Raw genomic sequence first — 17,674 nt, 5'->3', positions numbered from 1 at the left:
TGGCTCAGGGCTCCTGGTGGGAGAGGGCGCGGACGGTGCGGGACGGGCTGGGCCGGCCCAGCCGGTCGGCCATCCACACGCTGGTGGCGGTGAGCAGGCCGAGATCGACCCCGGTGTCGACACCGAGGCCGTCGAGCATCCAGACGAGGTCCTCGGTGGCGAGATTGCCCGTCGCGCTCTTGGCGTACGGGCAGCCGCCGAGGCCGCCTGCGGAGGCGTCGACCGTGGTCACGCCGTGCCGGAGCGCCGCGAGGGTGTTCGCGAGAGCCTGGCCGTACGTGTCGTGGAAGTGCACGGCGAGCCGGCCGGTCGGCAGCCCGGCGCCGTTGAGCGCGGTGAGCAGCGCGGTGACGTGGCCCGGCGTCGCCACGCCGATCGTGTCACCGAGGCTCAGCTCGTCACAGCCGAGGTCCAGCAGGCGGCGGGCGACCCGCACGACCTGCTCGACGGGGACGGCCCCTTCCCAGGGGTCGCCGAAGCACATGGAGAGATAGCCGCGCACCCGTGCGCCCGCCTCGCGGGCCGTGGCGACGACCGGCGCGAACATCTCCAGCGACTCGTCCACCGTGCGGTTGAGATTGGCCTTCGCGAACGACTCGGTGGCGCTGCCGAAGACGGCGATCTCCTGGACGCCCAGGGCGAGGGCGCGGTCCAGGCCGCGCGCGTTGGGCACCAGCACGGGGAGGCGGGCCGGCACCCCTTCCAGCAGCGGCATCAGCTGCTCGGCGTCGGCCAGCTGGGGCACCCACTTGGGGTGCACGAAGCTCGTCGCCTCCACGGTGCCGAGGCCGGCGGCGGCGAGGCGGCGGATGAACTCCGCCTTCACCTCGACGGGCACGACCGTCTTCTCGTTCTGCAGGCCGTCGCGCGGGCCCACCTCGTGGATCCGCACGCGTGCCGGGAGACCGGGCTCCGGCACGGTCATCGGCAGTCCTTCGGTCATGACTCCTCCGCGGGGGTGACGACGGCCAGGACCTGGTCCATGGCGACCGTGGCACCGGCCCGGACGTCCAGCTCGGTGACGGTGCCGTCGTGCGGGGCGGCGATGACGTGCTCCATCTTCATCGCCTCCACGACCAGCAGGCTCTGCCCGGCGCGGACCTCGTCCCCGACGGCCGCCTTCACCACGGTGACGGTGCCGGGCATGGGCGCGGTCAGGGTGTCGGCGCCCGCGGCGCTCGCACTGCCGCGCGCGTCTATGGGGTCGTGCTCGCGCACGAGCCAGGCGTCGCCGTCGCGCCCGAGCCAGGTCCCCTCCGGGGAGGGGGCGTGGGTGAAGCGGTGGGTCAGGGCGCCCAGTTCGAGGGTGAGGGTGGTGTTGTCCAAGGGGACGAGGCGGGCGGGGGCTTCTTCCCCTGAGCGGGGCGGCCGTTCGTCGCCCGGGTGCGGGCCGGTGGTCGGTTTGTGCCCACCCTCCCCCAGCCTTCGGCCGGGGGTTCCCCCATCGCCCTGCGGAACGCCTGCCCACAAACCAGAGAGCTCGACCACTGCGTCTGCGGCCTGCCCCCGGACCCGTACCGTCACCGGGTCCTGGCCCGCGCAGCGCAGGTGGTGGACCGTCCAGGCGGGTTCGCCGCCCAGGCGCCAGCCGGTCGGCAGGGAGAAGGGGTCCACCCAGGCGGTGGGCCGGAGGGCCGGGCCGGTCCCGCCGGAGGCCCCCGGCTCCAGCGCCGCCTGCCGCAGCAGCGCGCCCGTCGCGTAGACCTCGTCGGGCACCTCGGACCGCACGAGCGTCGCGGCGTCCCGGTCGACCAGGCCCGTGTCCAGCGCGCCCGCGACCACCGCCGGGTGCGCGAGCAGCCGGCGCAGGAAGCCCGCGTTGGTGTCGACGCCCAGCACCACCGTCTCCGCCAGGGCCGCGCGCAGCCGCCGCAGCGCCGTCGCGCGGTCCGGGCCGTACGCGATGACCTTGGCGAGCATCGGGTCGTAGGAGGTGCCGACCTCCGTGCCCTCGGAGAGGCCCGAGTCGACCCGCACGCCCGCGCCCGCGGGCTCGCGCAGCAGCCGCACCGTGCCCGCCGACGGCAGGAAGTCGACGCGGTCACCGCTGACCCGCGCGGTCTCCGCGCAGATGCGGGCCTCGACCGCGTGCCCGGTCAGGGTCACGTCCTCCTGGGCGATGCCCAGCCGCTCGCCCGCGGCGACCCGCACCTGCCACTCCACCAGGTCCAGCCCGGTGATCAGCTCGGTGACGGGGTGCTCGACCTGGAGGCGGGTGTTCATCTCCATGAAGTAGTACGAGGCGGGGTCGTCGCCCGGCACGATGAACTCCACCGTGCCCGCGCCCGCGTAGCCGCACGAGCGCGCGGCCTGGACGGCCGCCTCGCCCATCGCCGCGCGCGTCGCCGTGTCCAGCAGCGGGGACGGCGCCTCCTCGACGATCTTCTGGTGGCGGCGCTGGAGGGAGCACTCGCGCTCCCCGAGGTGGATGACGTTGCCGTGGCCGTCGGCGAGCACCTGGATCTCGATGTGCCGGGGGCGGTCGACCCAGCGCTCGACGAGCAGCGTGTCGTCGCCGAAGGAGCCGCGCGCCTCGCGCCGGGCGGCGGCGATCTCCTCGCCCAGCAGGGCCGCGTCGCGCACGAGCCGCATGCCCTTGCCGCCACCGCCCGCGGAGGGCTTGAGCAGGACGGGCATGCCGATCTCGTGTGCCGCGGCGGCCAGTTCGGCGTCGGTCAGCCCGCTGCCCGAGGAGCCGGGGACGACGGGCACGCCCGCCGCCCGGACCGTCTCCTTCGCACGGATCTTGTCGCCCATGAGCGAGATCGCCTCGGCGGGCGGCCCGATGAAGGCCAGGCCCGCCTCCGCGCAGGCCCGCGCGAAGGCCGCGTTCTCGGCGAGGAAGCCGTAGCCGGGGTGGACGGCCTGCGCGCCCGTCCTGCGGGCCGCTTCCAGCAGGCGCTCGATGGACAGATAGCTCTCGGCGGCGGCCGCCGGGCCGATCCGCACGGCCGTGTCGGCCTCGCGCACGTGCCGCGCGTCGGCGTCCGCGTCGCTGAAGACGGCGACGGAGCGGATGCCGAGCGCGCGCAGCGTACGGATGACGCGTACGGCGATCTCGCCTCGGTTGGCGACAAGGACAGTGTCGAACATGCTCCGCCTCACATCCGGAAGACGCCGTAGCCGGGCTCACCCAGCGGGGCGTTGGCACAGGCCGTCAGCGCCAGGCCCAGCACCTGACGGGTCTCCAGCGGGTCGATGACGCCGTCGTCCCACAGCCGCGCGGTCGCGTAATAGGCGCTGCCCTGCGTCTCGTACTGCTCGCGGACCGGGGCGCGGAAGGCGTCCTCCTCCTCGGCGCTCCACTCCTCGCCGCGCGCTTCCAGCTGGTCGCGCTTGACGGTGGCGAGGACGGACGCGGCCTGCTCGCCGCCCATCACGGAGATCTTGGCGTTGGGCCACATCCACAGGAAGCGCGGCGAATAGGCGCGCCCGCACATCGAGTAGTTGCCCGCGCCGTACGAACCGCCGATGACGACCGTCAGCTTGGGGACACGGGCGCAGGCCACCGCCGTCACCATCTTCGCGCCGTGCTTGGCGATGCCGCCCGCCTCGTACTGCCGGCCGACCATGAAGCCCGAGATGTTCTGGAGGAAGACCAGGGGAATGCCGCGCTGGTCGCACAGCTCGATGAAGTGCGCGCCCTTCTGGGCGGACTCGGAGAAGAGGATGCCGTTGTTGGCGACGATGCCCACCGGGTGGCCGTGGATCCGGGCGAAGCCGGTCACCAGGGTCTGCCCGAACTCGGCCTTGAACTCCGCGAACCGCGAGCCGTCCACCACGCGCGCGATGACCTCGCGCACGTCATAGGGCGTGCGGGAGTCGACCGGGACCGCGCCGTAGAGCCCCGCCGGGTCGGCCTTCGGCTCCTCGACCGGCTCCACCGGCCAGGGCAGCGCCCCGCGCTCGGGCAGGGTGGAGACGATCGTCCGGACGATGCGCAGGGCGTGCGCGTCGTCCTCGGCGAGGTGGTCGGTGACGCCGGAGACCCTGGAGTGGACCTCGCCGCCGCCCAGCTCCTCCGCGGTGACGACCTCGCCGGTCGCGGCCTTCACCAGCGGCGGGCCGCCCAGGAAGATCGTGCCCTGGCCGCGCACGATGACCGCCTCGTCGCTCATCGCGGGCACGTACGCGCCGCCGGCCGTGCACGAGCCCAGGACAGCGGCGATCTGCGGGATGCCCGCGCCGGACATCCGCGCCTGGTTGTAGAAGATCCGGCCGAAGTGCTCGCGGTCGGGGAAGACCTCGTCCTGCATGGGCAGGAAGGCGCCGCCGGAGTCCACCAGATACAGGCACGGCAGCCGGTTCTCCAGGGCGATCTCCTGGGCGCGCAGGTGCTTCTTCACCGTCATCGGGTAATACGTGCCGCCCTTGACGGTGGCGTCGTTGGCGACGATCACCGCCTCGCGCCCGGACACCCGGCCGATCCCTGCGATCACGCCCGCCGCCGGGGCGGCCCCGCCGTACATCCCCTCGGCCGCCAGCGGCGCGAGCTCCAGGAAGGGCGACCCCGGGTCCAGCAGGGCGTCCACCCGGTCGCGCGGCAGCAGCTTGCCGCGCGCGGTGTGCCGCTCCCGGGCCTTCTCGCCCCCGCCCAGCCGCGCCGCGGCGAGCCGCTCGCGCAGCTGCGCGGACAGCTCGCGGTGCGCCGCCTCGTTGGTCCGCCAGGAATCGGACGCGGGGTCCGCGGTGCTCCCCAGCACCGGTGCCTGCTGCATGTGCTCGAGCTCCCTTGCTCGGTCAACTCGGTTAATGAGCGTTAACACATTGCCTTCAGGTTAACGACTGCTAACCCCGCTGTCTAGAATCGATTTCGTGAACAACGCACCGACCCGCACGCCGGCCGCCTCCAACCGCCGGGCGCAGATCCTCCAGGAGGCCGCCCGCCTCTTCGCCGAGCGCGGCTTCCACGGCGTCGGCGTCGACGAGATAGGGGCGGCCGTCGGCATCAGCGGGCCCGGCCTCTACCGCCACTTCGCGGGCAAGGACGCGATGCTCGCCGAGCTGCTGGTGGGCATCAGCGAGCGGCTCTTCGCGGGCGGCCGCGAGCGGGTGGCCGAGGCCGTCGCCGCGGGCGGCGGGCCGGCCGCCGTGCTGGACTCGCTCATCGACGGCCACATCGACTTCGCCCTCGACGACCGGGCGCTGATCACCCTGCACGACCGCGAGCTCGGCCAGCTGCGCGACGCCGACCGCAAGCAGGTGCGCTCCCTCCAGCGGCAGTACGTCGAGCTGTGGGTCGACGTCGTCCGCGGGCTGCATCCGGACGCCCTGGAGGCCGAGGCGCGCGCCGCCGTCCACGCCGTCTTCGGCCTGCTCAACTCCACGCCCCACCTCGGCCGGCCCGGCGCGCTCCCCGGCCGCGCGGCCACCGCCGCCCTCCTGCGCCGCCTGGCGCTGGGCGCGCTCGCGGCCCTCTCGGACGGCTCCCCGGCCCGCGAGGAAGGGAAGTTGACCTCTGGACAGTCTCGGTGACCGCCGGGTAACTTCGCCCTGAGCAAGCGCTTAGGTGATACGCAGACTGGGGGATGGCCATGCGTCGGACCGTGTACGGCGAGGACCACGAGGCGTTCCGGGAGACGATCCGCGACTTCATCGCCGCCGAGGTCGTGCCGTACTACGAGCAGTGGCGCGAGGCCGGTGCCGCGCCGCGCGAGTTCTACAAGAAGCTCGGCGAGCTGGGCGTCTTCGGCATCGAGGTGCCCGAGGAGTACGGCGGCGCCGGTGAGCACAGCTTCAAGTTCCACGCCGTCGTCACCGAGGAGTGCGCCCGCGCCGGCGTCAGCTTCGGCGGCAGCAGCGTGCACACCGCGCTGTGCCTGCCCTACATCCTGAAGTACGCCACCGAGGAGCAGAAGCGGCGCTGGCTGCCGTCCTTCGTCTCCGGCGACATGATGACCGCCATCGCCATGACCGAGCCGGGCACCGGCTCCGACCTGGCCGGCATGAAGACCACCGCCAGGCTCTCCGAGGACGGCACGCACTACGTCCTCAACGGCGCGAAGACCTTCATCACCGGCGGCGTGCTCGCCGACCGGGTGCTCGTGTGCGCCCGCACCGCGCCGCCCACCCCCGAGGACCGCCGCGCGGGCATCTCCATCCTCGTCGTCGACACGAGCTCCGAGGGCTACGCGGTCGGCCGCAAGCTGGAGAAGCTCGGCCTGCACGCCTCCGACACCGCCGAACTCTCCTTCACCGACGTCAAGGTGCCCGTGGCGGACCTCCTCGGCGAGGAGGGCAAGGCCTTCGGCTACCTCGGCCACAACCTGCCGCAGGAGCGGCTCTACATCGCCGTCGGCGCGTACGCGCAGTCCGCCGCGGCCGTCGAGTTCGCCAAGGCGTACGTGAAGGACCGCACCGTCTTCGGGCAGTCGGTCGCGGCCTTCCAGAACACCAAGTTCGTGCTCGCCGACTGCAAGGCCGAGGTCGACGCCATGGAGGCGGTCGTGGACCGCGCCCTGGAGGCCCACGACGCCGGCGAGCTGACCGCCGCCGACGCCGCCTCCGCGAAGCTCTTCACCACCGAGCGCGCCGCCGTCGTCATCGACAAGTGCCTCCAACTGCACGGCGGCTACGGCTACATGATGGAGTACCCCATCGCCCGTCTGTACGCGGACACCCGCGTCAGCCGGATCTACGGCGGTACGAGCGAGGTCATGCGCTCCATCATCGCCAAGTCCATGGGCCTGTAGCGGCCGGTAAGCCCCAGACGCCCATGAACGAGCCCCTTACAGCCCTGGACGACCTGCTCTCCGTCCTCGACCCCGAGCAGATCGAACGGGACATCTTCCGCGGCACCAGCCGCCCCTCGCTGGTGCCGCGCGTCTTCGGCGGGCAGGTCGCCGCCCAGGCCCTTGTCGCCGCCGGGCGCACGGTCCCCGCGGACCGGCTGCCGCACTCGCTGCACTCCTACTTCCTGCGCCCCGGCGACCCCGAGGTGCCCATCGTCTACAGCGTCGACCGCATCCGCGACGGGCGGTCCTTCACCACCCGCCGGGTCGTCGCCGTCCAGCACGGCCAGCCGATCTTCCACCTCTCCGCGTCCTTCCAGACGCACGAGGAGGGGCTGGAGCACCAGGAGCCGATGCCGGCCGCGCCGGACCCGCTCTCCCTGCCCACCGCGGCCGAGATGCTGCCCCGCCACGCGCACCGCTTCGCCGACCCGCGGCTGCTGGACCGGCTGCTGGACGCCCGCGCGGCGGTCGACCTGCGCTACGCCGACGAGCCGCCGTTCGGCAAGGTGGGGGAGCCCCGCGAACCCAAGTCGCAGGTTTGGTTCCGGACGAACGGCAAACTGGCGGACGATCCGCTGCTGCACATCTGCCTGGCCACCTACGTCTCCGACATGACGCTCCTGGACTCCGTGCTGCTCGCGCACGGGCGCGGCGGCTGGGCCGTCGGGGACGTCGTCGGGGCGAGCCTGGACCACGCGATGTGGTTCCACCGGCCGTTCCGGGCGGACGAGTGGCTGCTCTACGACCAGGAGAGCCCGACCTCCTCCGGCGGGCGCGGCTTGGCGCGCGGCCGCATCTTCACGGAGAACGGGGCGCTGGCGGTGTCGGTGATCCAGGAGGGGCTGGTGCGGGTTCCGCGGGGCGGCGGCGCGGAACAGGGCTAGGTTTTCCGGTTCCGGGGGCAGGCCCCCGGACCCCTGACCTTGTAGCCGCTGCGGGTCGGCTGTGGCTGGGCGCGCCCGCGCGGCGGAGCCGCACGACGGTACGGTCCCGCGCCCCTAACAGGGCGCGTTCAGCCCCGCCGCGTGCAGCAGGTACGCCGTCATCGGCTCGTAGAACCGCGGATCCACCACGTGGTCGTCCATCGGCACGGCCACCCGCAGCGTCCCCTCCGCCTCCGCCAGGAAGAGCGCCGGGTCGTTGCTGTCCGCGTAGCCCACCGCGTCGATGCCGCGCTGCGCCGCGCAGCCCGCCCAGCCGTGGTCGGCGACCACCAGATCGGGCAGCGGGCGGCCCTCCCGGGCGAGGGCGTCGAGGATCGTGGCCATCGGCGCGGGGGAGTGCGTGTGCCACAGCGTCGCGCCGCCCTCGAAGACCGCGATGTCCGCGAACTGGCAGACCACACCGTCGTCGGCCCGCAGCCCGCCCGGGATCCGGACGATCTCGCAGCCCGCCGCGCGCAGCGCCTTCGCCGTCGTGTGGTGCACGTCCAGCAGGCCGCCAGGGTGCCCGGTCGCCAGCAGCACCCGCTGCCGCCCCTCGGCCGCCTTGCGCAGCAGCGTCGCCATCCGCTCCAGGCCGTCGACCGTCAGCTCCGGGTCGATCGTGTCCTGGCCCGAGCGGTGCCCGAGGTCGTCGCTGACGCCGCAGCGCTCCGCCATCACGGCCAGCACGTCCTGCTCGTCCGTCCAGCGGTCGCCCAGCTCCAGGCCCAGCCAGTGCCGCCGGTCGCCGGCCGCGAGCCTGCGGTAGTGGTCGAGGTTGTTCTCGCGCGGGGTCGCCACGGCGCCCGCGATGCGCGTACGGACAAGGTGGTCGATCAGTTCGGCACGGCTCGGTATCGGCATACGGCTCATTCTCTCCCCCGACGGCCCCGCGATGGACGTGATGTCCATATGGCGAGGCCGGACCCTTCAGTACGTACATGTGCGGAATCCGCCGCCCTGCCTACCCTCGGGTACGTCCACAGCCGCCGCCCCGACGTTGGTTCGACCGTAACGCGTCCGTGATTTCGAGAGGCTCCCGTATGAGCACCCCCGCCCCCCGTGACCCGCGCGGCCCCGTCGACTCCTCCCGGATCCCGCGCTACGCGGGCCCGGCGACCTTCGCCCGCCTGCCGCGCCTGGACGAGGTCGGCACCGCCGACGTCGCCGTCGTCGGCGTGCCCTTCGACTCCGGCGTCTCCTACCGGCCCGGCGCCCGCTTCGGCGGCAACGCCATCCGTGAGGCGTCCCGCCTGCTGCGCCCGTACAACCCGGCCCAGGACGCCTCGCCCTTCGCGCTCGCGCAGGTCGCCGACGCCGGTGACATCGCCGCGAACCCGTTCAACATCGACGAGGCCGTCGAGACCGTCGAGGCCGCGGCCGACGACCTGCTCGGCACCGGCGCCCGGCTGATGACGCTGGGCGGCGACCACACCATCGCGCTGCCGCTGCTGCGCTCGGTCGCCAAGAAGCACGGCCCGGTGGCCCTGCTGCACTTCGACGCGCACCTGGACACCTGGGACACGTACTTCGGCGCCGAGTACACCCACGGCACGCCGTTCCGCCGCGCCGTCGAGGAGGGCATCCTCGACACCGAGGCACTCTCCCACGTCGGCACGCGCGGCCCGCTGTACGGCAAGAAGGACCTCACCGACGACGAGAAGATGGGCTTCGGCATCGTCACCTCCGCCGACGTCATGCGACGCGGGGTCGACGAGATCGCCGACCAGCTCCGCCAGCGCGTCGGCGACCGCCCGCTCTACATCTCCATCGACATCGACGTCCTGGACCCGGCCCACGCCCCCGGCACCGGCACCCCGGAGGCGGGCGGCCTGACCTCCCGCGAGCTGCTGGAGATCATCCGCGGCCTCTCCTCCTGCAACCTCGTCTCCGCGGACCTGGTCGAGGTGTCCCCGGCGTACGACCACGCGGAGATCACGTCCGTGGCGGCGTCCCACACGGCGTACGAGCTGACGACGATCATGTCCCGGCAGATCGCGGCGTCGCGCTCCGTGTAGGCGGGGCTGGGAACAAAAGACCTCCGGTCACCGAAATGTTGCCGCGGGATGAAATCCGCAGTCCACCGCGTTGGGCCCTCCGGACGGGAAACGTGGGGACAACGGGAGGTCTCGGGTGGGAACGACGGATGTGACCGGTCAAGGATGGGCCAGACGCCTGGCAGGCCACTGCTGGCGCTACCGTCGCACCGTGCTGCTGGCGCTCGGGTCCTCCCTGGCCGGTATGGCCGTCACGGCGCTCGTCCCGCTCATACCCAAGCTGATCATCGACGACGTCATAGGCGCCCAGGACCGCCCGCTGGCGCCCTGGGCGACGCTGCTGATCGTCGCCGCGGTCGTCGTCTACGGCCTCACCTACCTCCGCCGCTACTACGGCGGGCGCCTCGCCCTCGACGTCCAGCACGACCTGCGGACCCAGATGTACGCGTCCATAGCCCGGCTCGACGGCCGGCGCCAGGACGAGCTCTCCACCGGCCAGGTCGTCGGCCGCGGTACCAGCGATCTCCAGCTGGTCCAGAGCCTGCTGTTCATGCTGCCGATGATGATCGGCAACATCCTGCTGTTCCTGATCTCGCTGGCCGTCATGGTCTTCCTGTCGCCGCTGCTCACGGTCATCGCCCTGGCCGTCGCACCGGCGCTGTGGTTCCTGGCGAAGCGCAGCCGCGTCAAGCTCTTCCCGGCCACCTGGTACGCCCAGGGCCAGGCCGCCGCGGTCGCGGGCGTCGTGGACGGCGCCGTCACCGGCGTACGCGTCGTCAAGGGCTTCGGCCAGGAGGCGCAGGAAGCCGCGAAGCTGCGCGAGGTCAGCCGCAGGCTGTTCGCGGGCCGCCTGCGCACCGTGCGGCTCAACTCCCGCTACACCCCCGCCCTCCAGGCCGTACCGGCCCTCGGCCAGGTCGCCATGCTGGCCGTCGGCGGGTGGATGGCCACGCGCGGCCAGATCACCCTCGGCACCTTCGTGGCCTTCTCGACGTATCTCTCGCAACTCGTCGGCCCCGTGCGGATGCTCACCATGATGCTCACGGTCGGGCAGCAGGCCCGTGCCGGAGTGGAGCGCGTCTTCGAGCTCATCGACACCGAGCCGGTCGTCGAGGAGCGCCCCGGCGCCCACACACTGCCCGAGGACGCCCCGGCCACCGTCGAGTTCGACGGCGTCACCTTCGGCTATGACCCGGAGCGGCCCGTGCTGGCCGACTTCTCCCTGCGCATCGAGCCCGGCGAGACCGTCGCCGTCGTCGGCGCCTCCGGCAGCGGCAAGTCCACCGTCTCGCTGCTCCTGCCGCGCTTCTACGACGTCACCTCCGGCGCGGTACGCGTCGGCGGCCACGACGTGCGCGACCTGACGCTGCCCTCGCTGCGGGCGGCCATCGGGCTCGTGCCGGAGGACAGCTTCCTCTTCTCCGCCTCCATCCGCGACAACATCGCCTACGGGCACCCCGACGCCACCGACGAGGAGATACGGGCCGCGGCGCGCGCCGCGCAGGCCGACGGCTTCATCTCCGAACTGCCCGACGGCTACGCCACCGAGGTCGGCGAACAGGGCCTGACCCTCTCCGGCGGCCAGCGCCAGCGCATGGCGCTCGCCCGCGCCATCCTCACCGACCCCCGCCTGCTGCTCCTGGACGACGCGACCTCCGCGGTCGACGCCCGCGTGGAGCACGAGATCCACGAGGCCCTGCGCGGCGTCATGGCGGGCCGTACGACCCTCCTCATCGCCCACCGCGCCTCCACCCTGGCGCTCGCCGACCGCATCGCCGTCCTCGACAACGGCCGCCTCGCCGACATCGGCACGGCGGAGGAGCTGGAGAGCCGCTGCGCGCTCTACCGCGAGCTGCTCACCGACCCCGAGGAACTGGCGGGCGTGCCGAAGGACCCCGCGGGCCTCGCCCCGGCCGCCGAACCGCTCGCCCTCGCGGGCGCCTTCGGCGGCGAGGCGTCGGCCACCGGACTCGCGGACCCCCTGGCGGCCCCCCGCGCCAAGCGCAGGGTCGTCGACGGCGTCACACCGTCCCTGTGGGTCCGCAAGGACACCGGCGAGAGCGCCGACATCGCGGGGATGCCCGCCACCCCCGAGCTGCTCGCCAAGGTCGCCGCGCTGCCGCCCGCGACCGACACCCCCGACGTCGACGAGGAGCGCGCCGCCCGGCCCGAGGAGTCGTACGGCCTGCGGCAGCTGCTGCGGGGCTTCGGGGCGCCGCTCGCGCTGGGCCTGCTGCTGGTGGTCGTGGACGCGGTGGCGGGCCTGCTGCTGCCCATCCTGATCCGGCACGGCATCGACCAGGGCGTCCAGCGCCTGGCCCTCGGCGCCGTCTGGGCCGCCTCCGGCCTCGCGCTGCTCGTCGTGATCGGCCAGTGGGCCGCGCAGGTCGCCGAGACCCGGCTGACCGGCCGCACCGGCGAGCGCGTGCTCTACGCCCTGCGCGTGAAGATCTTCGCCCAGCTCCAGCGGCTCGGTCTCGACTACTACGAGCGCGAGCTCACCGGCAAGATCATGACCCGGATGACGACGGACGTGGACGCCCTGTCGTCCTTCCTCCAGACCGGCCTGATCACCGCCGTCGTCTCCGTCCTCACCTTCTTCGGCATCCTCGTCGCCCTCCTCGTCCTCGACGTCGAGCTGGCCCTCGTCGTCTTCGCGACCCTGCCGCTGCTGGTCGCCGGCACGGTGGTCTTCCGCAGGCAGAGCGTCAAGGCCTACGAGCTCGCCCGCGAGCGCGTCGGCGTCGTCAACGCCGACCTCCAGGAGAGCGTCGCCGGGCTGCGCGTCGTGCAGGCGTTCCGCCGCGAGGAGACCGGCGCCCGGCGGTTCGCCGAGCGCAGCGACGGCTACCGGCAGGCGCGGGTGCGCGGCCAGTGGCTGATCTCGGTCTACTTCCCGTTCGTCCAGCTGCTGTCGTCCGTCGCGGCCGCCGCGGTGCTGATCGTGGGCGCCGGCCGGGTGAGCGACGGCACGCTGACGGCGGGCGCGCTGGTGGCGTACCTGCTCTACATCGACCTGTTCTTCGCACCCGTGCAGCAGCTGTCGCAGGTCTTCGACGGCTACCAGCAGGCGACGGTCTCCCTGGGCCGCGTGCAGGGGCTGCTGCGCGAGCCCACCACGACCCCGGTGGCCGCCGAGCCGCGCGAGGTGCGGGAGCTGAGCGGCGCGATCGTCTTCGACGGCGTGCACTTCCACTACGGCGACGGGGAACCGGCGCTGACCGGCATCGACCTGACCGTGCCCGCCGGGCAGACGGTCGCGTTCGTCGGCGAGACGGGCGCGGGCAAGTCCACGCTCGTCAAGCTGGTGGCACGGTTCTACGACCCCTCCTCCGGCGCCGTCCGGGTGGACGGCCACGACCTGCGCGAGCTCGACCCCACCGGCTACCGGCACCGCCTCGGCGTCGTCCCGCAGGAGCCCTACCTCTTCCCCGGCACGGTGCGCGACGCCATCGCCTACGGCCGCCCCGACGCCACCGACGCCGAGGTCGAGGCCGCGGCCCGCGCCGTGGGCGCGCACGCGATGATCGCCGGACTGGAGGACGGCTATCTGCACCGGGTCACCGAGCGCGGCCGCAACCTCTCCGCCGGACAGCGGCAGTTGATCGCCCTGGCCCGCGCGGAGCTGGTCGACCCGGACATCCTGCTCCTGGACGAGGCCACCGCCGCGCTGGACCTGGCCACGGAGGCGCTGGTCAACCAGGCCACGGCCCGGCTGGCGGGCACGCGCACGACGCTGGTCGTCGCCCACCGCCTCACCACGGCGGCCCGCGCGGACCGCGTGATCGTCCTCTCCCACGGCCGCGTGGCGGAGGACGGCACGCACGAGGAACTCCTCGCGCTGGACGGTCACTACGCGCAGCTGTGGCGCACGTTCACGGGGGCGGCGGTCGCGGCCTGAGCCGGGGAGCTCTCGTGGCCGGGGGCCAACGCCCCCGGCCCGTCCGCTGATTGACGCCGCCGCCTTGGAAGCAACGGAAGACGCTCAAGACAAACACCCGTCCGCCCAGGTAAGTTCGCCGCGACCTATGCGAACCCAAGGGGAGGGCGTATGCGCAAGGTACTCAGATGGCTGCTGGCGCTGACGGTGCTCATGAGCACCATCGGTCTCGGGGCGGCGACCACGGCCACCGCGGCGGGCCCGGAGCCGGACATCAAGCAACGCATCCTCGGCATCCCGGGAATGCACTTCCTCGACGAGCGGCCCTACGAGGGCTACCGCTACTTCGTCCTGAGCTACGACCAGCCCGTCGACCACCGCGACCCGTCGAAGGGCACGTTCCAGCAGCGCTTCACCCTGCTGCACAAGTCCGTCGACCGCCCGACGGTCTTCTTCACCTCCGGCTACAACGTCAACACCAGCCCCGGCCGCAGCGAGCCCACCCGCATCGTCGACGGCAACCAGGTGTCGCTGGAGTACCGCTTCTTCACGCCGTCCCGCCCGCAGCCCGCCGACTGGTCCAAGCTCGACATCCGGCAGGCCGCAGACGACCAGCACCGTCTCTTCGCGGCGCTCAAGCCCGTCTACACCAAGAACTGGCTGGCCACCGGCGGCAGCAAAGGCGGCATGACCGCGACCTACTACCGCCGCTTCCACCCGCACGACATGGACGGCACGATCGCCTACGTCGCGCCCAACGACGTCAACAACGACGAGGACTCGGCGTACGACCGCTTCTTCGCGAACGTCGGTGACAAGGCGTGCCGCACGCAGCTGAGCTCCGTGCAGAAGGAGGCGCTCGCCCGCCGCGACGAGATCGTCGCCCGCTACCAGAAGTGGGCCGACGCGAACGGCAGGACGTTCAAGGTCGTCGGCAGCGCCGACAAGGCGTACGAGAACGTCGCGCTCGACCTGGTGTGGTCGTTCTGGCAGTACCACCTGCAGAGCGACTGCGCGTCCGTGCCCGCCACCGACGCCTCCACGGACGACCTCTACAAGTTCGTCGACACCATCTCCGGCTTCGACAGCTACACCGACCAGGGTCTGGAGAAGTTCACGCCGTACTACTACCAGGCGGGCACCGAGCTGGGCTGGCCCACCGTCAGGACGCCGCAGCTCAAGGGCCTGCTGCGGTACCCCGGCATCAACGTCCCCCGGGCGTACGTGCCGCGGGACATCCCGATGCGCTTCCACCGCGGTGTGATGGCCGACATCGACCGCTGGGTCCGCAAGGACAGCGAGCGGATGCTCTTCGTCTACGGCCAGAACGACCCGTGGAGCGGTGAGCCCTTCACCCTCGGCAGGAACGCCGCGGCGCGCCACGACTTCCGCTTCTACGCCCCCGGCGGCAACCACGGCTCGAACATCTCCCAACTCGTCGCCGACGAGCGGGCGAAGGCCACGGCCGAGGTCCTCCAGTGGGCGGGCGTCGCCCCCAAGGCCGTCCAGCAGGACGCCTCCCACGCCAAGCCCCTCGCGCCGTACGACGCGAAGCTCGACCGCCCGGTCGTCGACCGGCAGCAGAGCCTGCGGCCGTAGCGGCGTCCTCAGGCCAGGCGGCGGGCGCACCCGACGGGTGTCCCGCCGCCCACCTGCACATAGAGATCCGTCGCCGGCGGGCACGCGTCGCGCGTGGTGACCTCGTCGGTCACGCGGTACTCCGGCGCGTGCGCCCCCGAGCCGTCGCACGCGGTCTCCTTCACCACCCCGTCCCGCTGGGCGTAGACGCAGTCGCCGGTCACCGTCAGCGGCCCGCCGCCCTGCCCCGGGTCGCCCGGGTGCGGCGGCCGGAGGTTGCGCATGCAGGCGTAGCCCTCCGGCGAACTGTCCTCCTCCGAGTCACCGTGGTCCACCGCCGCGACGTGCAGGACGAAGTCCGTCGCGGCCGGGCAGCGCGGGCCGTTCGCCTGCGGGCCGTTGTAGCGGGCGAGGACCCGGGCGGCGGCGCGCCGGTCCGCGCAGTCGAGCTCGGTGTACGCCTGCCCGTCCCCGCCCGCGCACGCGTCCTCCGCCAGGAACTCGGGCCTGCCCCCGGACGGGGACGGCGAGGGGGCGACGACCGAGCCGGCCCGCTGCGGCGCGTGACAGCCGGACAGCGCCGCCTGCCCCGTGAGTCCCATGAGTGCGAGCAGCGCGCCCGGCAGAGCGCGATGGCGCATGTCGTCCCCCGTCCGTCCTCCTGTGCGCTCCAGCGTGCTGCCCGGATCCGGCGCGCACCAGACGCGCGGGGCGCGTACGGGAGGAGGGAACGGAGCGTGTGCGGGGCGCGTCGTGCGGGCCGTACGCGGGCGCGTGCGGCCCTCGTTCGCGCGCCCGGGACCCGGCCGGGAGGCACCGCCGGCGCGTTGAAGGGGGGTGCGCCGGCGGCGGTGCTGTCGGGACGCAGGCGGCGGAGAGGGTAGGTCAGCGACGCGGTCAGCGGCGTACGCCGATACCGCACTGCGCGATGCCCCGACGGCAGCACGCCCCTTGGACGGGCGGTGCCCCCGGGCGGTTCCGTGCGGGGCGCGCGTCAGCCGTGCGCGCGCCGCCTGCCGCCGCCGAGCCGCGTGGGGAGCCGCCGGGTGAGCAGCCGCGCGCGGGGGGCGAGCCGCCGGGCCATCGCGAACACCGACTCCGTGCGCGAGCGGTCGGAGTCCAGCACGGTGAAGAGGTTGACTCCGAGGTAGAACGTGATCACCGCGTTGGCCAGGTCGTGCGGCGGCGTCAGCCGGGCCAGCGGCGTCCCCCCGATGACCCGCTCCAGCGTCTCCTCGACGAACGAGATCCACGGCTCCGCCCGCACCTTGATCTCGTCCCGCAGCTCCGGCTTGGCGACGGCGGCGGCGACGAGCTCGGAGAAGAGCGTGAGGTGCCCGGCGTCGACGTCGTGGCGGTAGACGCGGGTGCCCGCCTCCACGAGGTCCTCCAGGGTGCGGCAGTCGGTGACGGCGTCCGAGAGGACGTCCATCCGCTCGGCGGAGGACCGGTCGAGCGCGGCGAACAGCAGCGGGTCGACACCGCCGAAGTGATAGAAGACCAGGGCCGAGTTGACCCCGGCCTCCTTGGCGATCGTCCGGGCGCTGGACCTGCCGTAGCCCTGCGTCCTCAGCACGGTGCCCGCCGCGCTGATCAGCCGTTCCTTGGTGTCCTCCACCGACATGTGCAGCCCTCTCGCCAGGGCTGATCATACGGTTCGGGCGGTGGGCCGGTCCGGGCGCGCCCGGACCGGGGCTCAGGGCGCGGCACCCGCCAGCAGGCCCTCCAGGTACGCCCGTCCCGGGCCCATCAGCTGGACGAAGTCCGCGGCCTGGGGGTGCCACCGGCGCTCGTACTCCCAGCACAGCCACCCGTCCCAGCCCGCCCGGCCGAGGACGTCCACGCAGGCGCCCAGCGGCAGCACGCCCGTGCCCAGGGGCAGCGGGGCCGTGTCGTCCGCCGAGGCGACGTCCTTGAGCTGGACGTAGCCCAGGTGCGGGGCGAGCGCGGGGAAGCTGACGTCCGGGGTCTCGCCGCCCAGCCAGGTGTGGAGGACGTCCCAGAGCGCGCCGACGTTGGGGTGGCCGACGGGGCCGAGGACGCGGGCGGTGTCCTGGGCCCGGCGGTGGGAGTCGTGGGTCTCCAGCAGGACGTGGACGCCGAGGTCCGCCGCGAGGGGCGCGACCGCGCCGAGGCGCCGGGCGGCGTCCGCGTCCGCCTCCGCCACGGGGCGGTCGCCGCCGCCGGGGAAGACGCGGACGTACCGCGCGCCGATGTCGCCGGCGAGCCGGATCAGCCCGTTCAGTCCGTCGAACACGGCCTCGTCCGTCTCCTGGGCGGCCACCTGGACGTATCCGGCGACGCCCAGGATCTCCACCCCCTCCTCCGCGAACCCTGCCGCCGCCGCGGCGCGTTCCCGTGGCCCCGTACCGGGGTGCAGGGGTTCCTCCGGGTGGGCCCGCAGCTCGACGCCGTCGTAGCCGTGCGCGCGGGCGAGAGCGGCCACCTCCGGGAGGGGCGTTCCGGGCACTCCGAGTGTGGAGAAAGCGAGTTTCATGGGGAGCGGGTTCCCCGGCGGCGTCCGGGAAATGCTTCCCGTACGGCAGAAGGGGGTGACCGGAA

Annotated in this window: 13 protein-coding genes; 6 read left to right on the top strand and 7 right to left on the bottom strand. The window is 73.2% G+C overall.

Annotated elements, in window-relative coordinates; translation table 11 throughout:
* Window positions 1-4: 4 nt before the first annotated feature.
* From ACFY1P_RS22030 to ACFY1P_RS22020, 3 genes are read right to left on the bottom strand one after another with little or no spacing between them, the layout of a single operon-like run.
* The gene (locus ACFY1P_RS22030) at window positions 5-943 is read right to left on the bottom strand and encodes a hydroxymethylglutaryl-CoA lyase (RefSeq protein ID WP_361523426.1); all 939 of its coding nucleotides are present in this window, start codon (window positions 941-943) and stop codon (window positions 5-7) included.
* Window positions 940-3,093 carry an acetyl/propionyl/methylcrotonyl-CoA carboxylase subunit alpha gene (locus ACFY1P_RS22025; protein WP_390751652.1) on the bottom strand — a complete coding sequence of 718 codons (2,154 nt, stop codon included), beginning with the start codon at window positions 3,091-3,093 and terminating at the stop codon, window positions 940-942. Before ACFY1P_RS22025 ends, ACFY1P_RS22030 begins: the two co-directional genes overlap by 4 nt.
* Window positions 3,094-3,101: 8 nt before the next feature.
* Window positions 3,102-4,718 carry a carboxyl transferase domain-containing protein gene (locus ACFY1P_RS22020; protein WP_390751651.1) on the bottom strand — a complete coding sequence of 539 codons (1,617 nt, stop codon included), beginning with the start codon at window positions 4,716-4,718 and terminating at the stop codon, window positions 3,102-3,104.
* Window positions 4,719-4,815: 97 nt separating this feature from the next.
* On the opposite strand from ACFY1P_RS22020, the gene ACFY1P_RS22015 reads away from it, so the two are divergent.
* Genes ACFY1P_RS22015 through ACFY1P_RS22005 form a run of 3 tightly spaced genes read left to right on the top strand, consistent with a single transcriptional unit; the run spans window position 4,816 to window position 7,618 of the window.
* Entirely contained in the window at window positions 4,816-5,475 is a 660-nt protein-coding gene (locus ACFY1P_RS22015) for a TetR/AcrR family transcriptional regulator (RefSeq protein WP_361523419.1), read from the top strand.
* A 59-nt stretch (window positions 5,476-5,534) separates the two neighbouring features.
* Window positions 5,535-6,692 carry an acyl-CoA dehydrogenase family protein gene (locus ACFY1P_RS22010; RefSeq protein ID WP_361523417.1) on the top strand — a complete coding sequence of 386 codons (1,158 nt, stop codon included), beginning with the start codon at window positions 5,535-5,537 and terminating at the stop codon, window positions 6,690-6,692.
* A 23-nt stretch (window positions 6,693-6,715) separates the two neighbouring features.
* On the top strand, window positions 6,716-7,618 hold the full coding sequence (locus ACFY1P_RS22005) for an acyl-CoA thioesterase II (protein ID WP_361523415.1): 903 nt from the start codon (window positions 6,716-6,718) through the stop codon (window positions 7,616-7,618).
* 114 nt (window positions 7,619-7,732) lie between these two features.
* Here ACFY1P_RS22005 and ACFY1P_RS22000 read toward each other — a convergent pair whose 3' ends face one another.
* The gene (locus tag ACFY1P_RS22000; protein WP_390751650.1) at window positions 7,733-8,521 is read right to left on the bottom strand and encodes a phosphatase; all 789 of its coding nucleotides are present in this window, start codon (window positions 8,519-8,521) and stop codon (window positions 7,733-7,735) included.
* A 179-nt stretch (window positions 8,522-8,700) separates the two neighbouring features.
* Between ACFY1P_RS22000 and speB the strand changes: the two genes are divergently transcribed.
* The 3 genes from speB to ACFY1P_RS21985 all read left to right on the top strand — a co-directional run bounded on the left by speB (window position 8,701) and on the right by ACFY1P_RS21985 (window position 15,133).
* Window positions 8,701-9,675 carry an agmatinase gene (gene speB, locus ACFY1P_RS21995; RefSeq protein ID WP_390751649.1) on the top strand — a complete coding sequence of 325 codons (975 nt, stop codon included), beginning with the start codon at window positions 8,701-8,703 and terminating at the stop codon, window positions 9,673-9,675.
* A 115-nt stretch (window positions 9,676-9,790) separates the two neighbouring features.
* On the top strand, window positions 9,791-13,555 hold the full coding sequence (locus ACFY1P_RS21990; RefSeq protein WP_361523407.1) for an ABC transporter ATP-binding protein: 3,765 nt from the start codon (window positions 9,791-9,793) through the stop codon (window positions 13,553-13,555).
* Between the two features lie 150 nt (window positions 13,556-13,705).
* Window positions 13,706-15,133, top strand: a complete 1,428-nt coding sequence (locus ACFY1P_RS21985; protein ID WP_390751648.1) for a S28 family serine protease — start codon at window positions 13,706-13,708, stop codon at window positions 15,131-15,133.
* 8 nt (window positions 15,134-15,141) lie between these two features.
* Here the strand turns inward: ACFY1P_RS21985 and ACFY1P_RS21980 are convergent, their stop codons facing one another.
* The 3 genes from ACFY1P_RS21980 to ACFY1P_RS21970 form a co-directional block, all read right to left on the bottom strand.
* Window positions 15,142-15,753, bottom strand: a complete 612-nt coding sequence (locus ACFY1P_RS21980) for a hypothetical protein (protein WP_361523401.1) — start codon at window positions 15,751-15,753, stop codon at window positions 15,142-15,144.
* Window positions 15,754-16,106: 353 nt separating this feature from the next.
* Entirely contained in the window at window positions 16,107-16,736 is a 630-nt protein-coding gene (locus ACFY1P_RS21975) for a TetR/AcrR family transcriptional regulator (protein WP_361523399.1), read from the bottom strand.
* Between the two features lie 72 nt (window positions 16,737-16,808).
* A complete protein-coding gene (locus ACFY1P_RS21970; protein ID WP_390751647.1) occupies window positions 16,809-17,609 on the bottom strand; it encodes a sugar phosphate isomerase/epimerase family protein in 801 nt (266 codons plus the stop codon).
* Window positions 17,610-17,674 lie beyond the last annotated feature (65 nt).

It is taken from the genome of Streptomyces sp. NPDC001407 (assembly GCF_042895325.1).
GTDB lineage: Bacteria > Actinomycetota > Actinomycetes > Streptomycetales > Streptomycetaceae > Streptomyces.
The sequence above is the reverse complement of the archived record's forward strand: the minus strand, read 5'-3'. Positions and strand labels throughout refer to the sequence as shown.